This window comes from Haloactinopolyspora sp., from assembly GCF_027324685.1.
Taxonomy (GTDB): Bacteria; Actinomycetota; Actinomycetes; order Jiangellales; family Jiangellaceae; genus Haloactinopolyspora.
Genome location: NZ_DAHVSH010000111.1, coordinates 1 through 7,106, shown reverse-complemented (window position 1 = coordinate 7,106; position 7,106 = coordinate 1). Strand labels below are relative to the sequence as shown.

The following is a 7,106-nucleotide window of genomic DNA, read 5'->3' as shown; positions in this document are numbered from 1 at the left end:
CACCGGGGGCGACGATCGACGTGTCGACGATTCGTCTCCGCTGACGCGAGACGTACGGCCAGTTCGGCACCGTCGACGGGGCTTGCGCCCACATCTAGCTCTTACCCTTGATCTTTCGCAGCACACTGGTCATCCGGGCACCTTTTCCGTCGAGAGGTTTGACATCGAGAATGTTTACGACGACTGAGCGCGCCGGCCTGCGCGACGATCTGGTCGAAACCGCTCATGCTGATGAGGAGATCGTCGGAGCCGCCCTGGTCGGTTCCGCGGCGGCCGGGCTCGAGGACGCATGGTCCGACATCGACCTGGTTCTGCAGGTGAGCGACGACGCCGTGACGGACGATGTGATCAGCCGTTGGACGCGCAGGCTCTACGACCGGCACGGCGCAGCCCACCACCTCGACGTCACGGCCGGCGGGGTTCTGTACCGGGTGTTCTTCCTCGACTCGTCCCTGCAGGTCGACATCTCGTTCTGGCCAGAAGACCAGTTCCGGGCGACCGAGCCGGCGGTCAAGGTGCTCTTCGGCACCGTCGAGCACGCGCCCAGGTCAAGCGGGCCGGACGTGTCGCAGGTGATCGGGTGGGCCTGGCTGTATGCACTGCACTCGCGCTCGGCGATCGCACGTGAACGCTCCTGGCAGGCGACGATGATGCTCGACCACCTCCGCGACCAGCTTCTCGTGCTGGCATGTCTGCGCCATGACCTCAACCCACATCACGGACGAGAAGCAGATCGCCTGCCCGCCGCGTTCTTGGACGCGCTCCGGAGCGCGCGCGCCACGACCACGTCGGCATCGGAGTTGGCGCGAGCGCACGATGCCTTGGTGCGGATGCTCATCGACGAGGTCACCGCTCAAGACCCGGTGCTCGGCGGACGGCTGAGCACTCCGCTCGAAATGCTGGCCCGCATCGATGAGTAGCGATAGTGCCTCGGCCGCGGCGCAGCGGAACGTCGGTGCGCTGCAGCGAGCGCTTCTCTGGGGTGCAACGATCGCCAGCGCCAGCGTGACGGCGGCGCTGGTCTTGGCATCTCTGCGACTCGGCGAGCTGTGCACGCGCCTGCTGATCCAGTTCGAGGACACCAGGGGCTTCAACCACGCGCACATGGAGCGGACGCGTTTCGCAGGCAGCTGCGTGCTTCGGTCCGACGAAGGTCAGGAGTTGTCGGTGAATTACGGCGCCGGCTATGCCCTGCTTCCTCTCGTTCTCGCCGCTGTGACGACGCTCATCCTCGTCGTCGCGCTCTACAGTCTGTACGTGAGAAGGCTGCGCCGGTGATGCCAGGCAGGAACCTGACGGCTGACGGATGCGCTGCTCACTCCAACTTGAGCGCGCCTCGCACGTCACTGAGCAGTCCGGTCATGGCCTGTTCAGCACCGTTCGCATCGCCGGCGCATATGGCCTCCATGACGGCCTCGTGGTAGCCGATGGTCTCCGGAACCGGATATTCAGAACGGCCGTGGCTGGGTGACTCTTTGAGAACCTCCGCGATCGGGTCGGCCAGCGCGGCGTACATCTCGTTGCCCGACGCCGTCAGGATGATGCGGTGAAACTCGATGTCGGCGGAGAGGTAGCGCATGGGGCGGCGCGCCGTACCGTAGCGACGCATCTGTTCAGCAACAGTGCGGAGCTCGTCTCGTTGCTCCTCGTCGGCGCGTAGCGAGGCGAGATGAGCGGCGATGGGCTCGATGCCGAGTCGCAGCTCGGTCAGCGAGCGCAATTGGGCGGTGCGGTGTTTGCTGTCCAGCCGCCACCGAATCACGCGGGCGTCATAGACGTTCCAGTTCTGCTCAGGGGAGATGCAGATGCCGGTGCGCCGCTGTGAGGTGACCATCCGCAACGACTCGAGAATGCGCATGCACTCTCGCGCTACTCCACGCGAGACGGAGTAGCGCTGTTGCAGTTCATCGAGCGTCAGTATCGACTCGGCCGGCAATTCGCCGCTGACGATGTCAGAACCCAACTCGTCGAGAACCGCCGAGTGCAGGGTCGAGGCCGACATGTGATCACCCTATTCAGAGTCCGGTCCGGCCGGGCCGGACGACGTTACGCCAGGGCTCGGCGCCCAGCAGAGCTGCCGCGTTGTGGGCGATGAGCTCGGCATATCCGCGCGGGCGACCGCCTGCAGCGTGGGGGCTGATGATGACGTTCGGCAGCGTCCACAGCGGTGAACCAGCGGGCAGCGGCTCGGTCTCGAACACGTCCAGTGCGGCACCGCCCAGGGCTCCCCGGCGCAGCGTTTCGGCCAGTGCCTGTTCGTCGACGGTGCTGCCGCGTCCGACGTTGACCAACCACGCGGTGCGGTGAAGCCGGGCCAGACGTTCTGCGCTGAGTGCATGCCGGGTGGCATCCGAACCCGGCAGGATCATGATCAACAAATCTGTGTCCGGGAGTAGGGCATCCAGCCCGGCTTCGTCGACGACGGGGAAGCCGTCGCGTTCCCCCGCCGAGCGCGCCACGCCGGTGACGTGCGCGCCAAGCATGCGCAGGTACGGCGCCAGAGTCCGGCCGATGCCCCCAAAGCCCCAGATGACGCAGCGGGCGCCGGCCAGCGTGGTGAGTTCGCGAGAGTTGTCGAGGTCTTGCAGCCCACCGCGGTCGCTCCATTCGCCTCGGCGTTGGGCGTCGACCAGGAGGTCCAGCCGCCGAGCCGCCGCCAGACACAAGGCCAGAGCGTGCTCGGCCACCGTCGCGTCGTGCAACGTGGCCCCGTTGCATATCGTGACCGCCGGGCCGAAGCCGGCCGCCGTCACCGGCTCGTATCCGGCGCCGAGCGTCTGCACCCAACGCAGCCGGGGCAGCCGGTCGACGGCGGCACGAATCCACTGCGCGCTCGCCCCCCACAGCACCAGGCCCTCAGCGTTGCTCGCGGAGTCCGGCACCGGCGCTGCCGGGTCGTACGACACCGCGCGGACACCGTCCGGCAGCGGGATCGCGGTGTCGATCGTCGTGGGCAGCAAGATTTCAGCAGCTGCGGTCATGATCAGTCCTCCGCCTCGAGCGCTTGACGGCGTTGCCGGACCATCGGCAACGCCGTGCTGACCAGTACGGCGATCGCAGCAACGAGCAACACGATCGCCGTCGGCGAGGAGACGAAGATGTCGAAGCCGCCATCGGAAAGTACCAGGGACCGGCGGAAGTTCGTTTCGAAGATCGGGCCCAGGATGAACGCGAGAACGATCGGTGCGGGCGGCACGCCGATGCGCCGGAGCAGATAGCCGGCGAGACCCGCTGCGACCATGACACCGACGTCGAAGGTGTTGCCGTTGATGCTGTAAGCCCCGACGATCAGGATCGCCACGGTCAGGGTGGCCATCACGGCAGGTGGAATCCGCGCGATCCGCACGAACACCGGCAGCAGCGGGATGTTCATGATCAGCAGGATGAGGTTACCGACGACCATCGAGCCCACGACGCCCCAGAAGATGTCGGGGTGGTCGGAGATCAGCGCCGGCCCCGGGGTCACGCCCTGGATCAGCAGCGCACCGAAGATGACGGCCAGGACGCCGTTGGGCGGGAAGCCCAGCGTGAGCAGCGGGATGAACGTGGAGATGCTGGCCGCGTTGTTCGCGGTCTCCGGACCGGACACCGCTTCGGGTGCGCCGTGACCGAACCGTTCCGGGCGCCGCGAAACCTTGCGCTCGGTGCCATAGGACACCAGGGACGCCAGTACTCCCCCGCCGCCCGGGACGAGGCCGAGCCCGGTGCCGATGATCGAGCCGCGGCCGATGGCGCCGGCGTTGTCCCGTAGATCGCGGCCGGTGGGCAGGACCCGGCCGACCTGACGGATCGTGGACTCGCCTCGGCGGTTGTCGACGATGTTGACCAGGATCTCGCTCAGCCCGAACAGCCCCATGATCACCGCGACGACGTCGATGCCGCTCATGAGTTCAGGCACGCCGAAGGCCCATCGGCTCGAGCCGGTCATCGGGTCCTGCCCGATCGAGGCCAGCAGCAGGCCGATGCCCACCGCCACCAGCGATTTCGCCATCGTCCCCGCGGAGGTGTAGGCGACCAGGATCAGTCCGAGAAACGCCAGAACGGCATACTCCGGCGAGCCGAAGTTCAACGCGAAGTCGGCCAGCGCCGGCGCGAACAACACGAGGCAACAGGTGGCGATGAGGCCGCCGACGAACGACCCGATGGCGGCCAGCCCCAATGCCCGGCCGGCCTGGCCCTGCTTGGCCATCTCGTGGCCGTCGATGGTGCTGACCACCGAGGCGGCCTCGCCGGGGATACGGAGCAGAACCGAGGTGATCGTCCCGCCGTACATGGCGCCGTAGTAGACCCCCGCAAGCAGGATGACCGCCGTGGACGGCTCCAGGCCGAACGTGATCGGCAGCAGCAGGGCGACCGTCGGTGCCGGGCCGAGCCCGGGCAGGACACCGACCATCATGCCGACGGACACCCCGAGGAGCACGAACAGCAGATTCTCGGCACCGAGGGCGAGTTGCAGTCCGTCGAGCAGGTTCTGGAGTACGTCCATGGTTACCGGATCCCGGTGAGTGTGCCCAGGGGAAAGGGCACGTGGAGCAGCTCGATGAAGATGATCACGATGCCTGCCGTGATCGCTCCTGCGCCGATCACGCTGAACAGCGGGCGCGTTCTGGTGATCACGAGGAACCAGTAGAGGCAGACGAGTGCCGTGGTCACGGTGAGCCCCAACAGGGTCAGCAACGACGGCGTCAGGGCGAGCAGCGGCACGGCCAACGCGACAGCGGCAGCATCAGCCCGGGTGATGCGGCTGACACCGTCCACGGCGATACGCGGATTCACCAATGCGACCACCACGAGCATCAAGGTGGCCACCGAGACACAGCCGATCCAGAAGCCCGGCGCAGGCCGGGCCGGCGTACCGAAGTCCAACGTCGTGAACGCCCCGATGGTGGTGACGGTGGCCAGGGCGGTCAGGACGGCGAAGCCGATCCGGCCGAACCTGAGGTCGGCCGGGTCCACGGTGGTGTCAGCCGCGGCGGCCATGTCAGCTTTGGCCCTCGGCATAGTCCGCAGCCGCTTGCTGCAGCAGGTCGGCGACCTCGTCACCGTCGATGAACGAGCTGGGCGCCACGCTCTCACCGAGTCCGTCGACGACCTCCTCGGAGGTCATGCAGGTTTCCATCGCTTCCTCGAGGACCTCGACGACCTCGTCCGGCGTGTCGGGCTGGGTGGCGAGGAACCAGAACGAGTCGGCGTACGGCAGGTCGGAGTACCCGAGAGACTCCAGCGTCGGCACGTCCGGCATGGTCTCGATCGGCTCGGTGATCGCCGTGGCGAGGACCCGGACCTCACCGGATTCCACCCGGGGCAGCACCACACCGGAATCCGCCGACATGTATCCCGCTTGGACCTCGCCGGAGAGCACAGCGTTCATGGTGCCGCCGTTGCCGTCGAACGGGACCGGCTCGATACCCAACTGCGTGGAGGCGATCAGCGCGTTCGCAGAGATGCCAGGCACGCTGGTCGTGCCCGGAACACCGAGCATGACTGTGCCCGATTCGGCGGCGGCGAAGAAATCCTCCGCCGTCTGGAACGGCGATTCCGCGGGAACCACCAGGACGATCGGGGCGGTACCGATCATGCCGAGCGGACGGAAGCTGTCGGCGTCGAACCCGACATCACCTTCCAGGATGGGCGGCAAGACGGCGTTGGCCGCGGTGGTCGAGACCAAGGTGTAGCCGTCCGGTTCGGCATTGGCGAACACGCCGTTGCCCACCGCGCCGGACCCACCTTCGCGGTTCTCCACCACGACGGTGGTGTCGAGCTCCTTCTCCAGGCACGGCGTCAGGATGCGCGTCGACAGGTCGGTGGACGAGCCCGCCGGCACGGGGACGATCACGCTGATCGACCGGGACGGGTAGGAGTCGGAGGCAGCTTCCTCGGTCAGTGAGCAGCCGGTGACCAGCAGCATGCCGGCGGCCGCTGCGGCCGGAATCGAAAGCTTCATGGTTCGGGCCTTCCTGAGGTCGGGGGCGTGCCGGAGCGTCACGCGGTCATTTCGATACGCCCGGGGGAAATACATAGGTGTCGATGTCGGGGATCCGCGGCAACCATTGCTCCGCCCAGCGCCGTTCGATGCCGTCGCGCCAGGTGGTGGCCGCCGCGGTCAGCTCAGCGACCAGGTCAGGGTGGTCGCCAGCCAGGTTCACCGATTCGCCGGGGTCGTCGGCGAGGTCGGCGAGGAACACCGGGTCCGCCGGTGGAAGTCCTTCTTCGAGCTGGCCGTCGAGGACGAGCTTCCATCGGCCGCGCCGGACGGCGGTCTGGCCGCCCTGCTCCCAGAAGATGTCCTCGTGCGGTGACGGGGCACCGTCGGTCAGTACGGGTAACACGTCATGACCGTCCAGCTCGTAGCTGCCCGGGTCGCCTCCGGCCGCGGCCAGCACGGTCGGGAACAGATCCATCGCCGCCAGCGGCTCGCTGATGACCTGCCCGGGGCGGATCGCGGCCGGCCAGCTGACGATGCCTGGCACCCTGATGCCGCCCTCGAACAGGCTGAACTTGTGGCCCTTGAGGCCGCCGGAGCTGCTGGCCCGGAACGGGGTTTGGGTTCCGTCCAGCCAGTTGCGGATCTCGCGCGACGGGCCGTTGTCGGACATGTAGAAGACCAGGGTGTTCTCCCGGAGGCCTTGCCGGGTGAGCTCGTCCAGGACGCTGCCGACCGCGTCGTCCAACGCGCTGATCATCGCCGCCATGATCATTTGGTCCCATGGCAGGTGAGCGAAGCGTTCCTTGTACTTCGCCGGTGCGTGCAGGGGATAGTGGGGAGCGTTGAACGGCACGTAGAGGAAGAAGGGCTCGGCCTTGTCCGCCGCGTGGCGCACGGCCGTGGTAGCGCGATCGGCGATGAGGTCGGTGAGGTACTCGCCGTCGAGATAGATCTCCTCGCCGTTCTCCCACAGGTCGTGCAACGGCGTGCCCACGTAGGTCTCACCGTTCATCGTGACCCGGCGGTTGTTCGGGCTGTAGTGGATATGCGAGTAGTAGTCCACCGCGCCAGCCAGGTGCCCGAACGTGCGGTCGAAGCCGTGTGCCTCCGGCCGCGACTCCGGCGCGAGGCCCAAGTGCCACTTGCCGACCAGTTCGGTGTGGTAACCGACCTGCTTGAG

At 67.2% G+C, this 7,106-nt stretch carries 8 protein-coding genes; 2 read left to right on the top strand and 6 right to left on the bottom strand.

What is annotated here, in order from left to right; genetic code table 11:
* The first annotated feature begins 170 nt into the window (after nucleotides 1-170).
* A complete protein-coding gene (locus M6444_RS12940) occupies nucleotides 171-920 on the top strand; it encodes a hypothetical protein (RefSeq protein ID WP_298327904.1) in 750 nt (249 codons plus the stop codon).
* 85 nt (nucleotides 921-1,005) lie between these two features.
* The gene (locus tag M6444_RS12935) at nucleotides 1,006-1,278 is read left to right on the top strand and encodes a hypothetical protein (protein WP_298327902.1); all 273 of its coding nucleotides are present in this window, start codon (nucleotides 1,006-1,008) and stop codon (nucleotides 1,276-1,278) included.
* A 37-nt stretch (nucleotides 1,279-1,315) separates the two neighbouring features.
* Here the strand turns inward: M6444_RS12935 and M6444_RS12930 are convergent, their stop codons facing one another.
* The 6 genes from M6444_RS12930 to M6444_RS12905 all read right to left on the bottom strand — a co-directional run.
* Nucleotides 1,316-2,002, bottom strand: coding sequence for an FCD domain-containing protein (locus tag M6444_RS12930; protein WP_298327899.1), 687 nt, complete (start codon nucleotides 2,000-2,002; stop codon nucleotides 1,316-1,318).
* A 13-nt stretch (nucleotides 2,003-2,015) separates the two neighbouring features.
* On the bottom strand, nucleotides 2,016-2,981 hold the full coding sequence (locus M6444_RS12925; RefSeq protein ID WP_298327896.1) for an NAD(P)-dependent oxidoreductase: 966 nt from the start codon (nucleotides 2,979-2,981) through the stop codon (nucleotides 2,016-2,018).
* A 2-nt stretch (nucleotides 2,982-2,983) separates the two neighbouring features.
* Nucleotides 2,984-4,486, bottom strand: a complete 1,503-nt coding sequence (locus tag M6444_RS12920) for a tripartite tricarboxylate transporter permease (RefSeq protein ID WP_298327893.1) — start codon at nucleotides 4,484-4,486, stop codon at nucleotides 2,984-2,986.
* Between the two features lie 2 nt (nucleotides 4,487-4,488).
* Nucleotides 4,489-4,980, bottom strand: a complete 492-nt coding sequence (locus M6444_RS12915; RefSeq protein ID WP_298327890.1) for a tripartite tricarboxylate transporter TctB family protein — start codon at nucleotides 4,978-4,980, stop codon at nucleotides 4,489-4,491.
* A 1-nt stretch (nucleotide 4,981) separates the two neighbouring features.
* On the bottom strand, nucleotides 4,982-5,944 hold the full coding sequence (locus tag M6444_RS12910) for a tripartite tricarboxylate transporter substrate binding protein (RefSeq protein WP_298327885.1): 963 nt from the start codon (nucleotides 5,942-5,944) through the stop codon (nucleotides 4,982-4,984).
* Between the two features lie 46 nt (nucleotides 5,945-5,990).
* The coding region (locus M6444_RS12905) for a sulfatase-like hydrolase/transferase (RefSeq protein WP_298327882.1) at nucleotides 5,991-7,106 on the bottom strand (1,116 nt) is incomplete at its 5' end.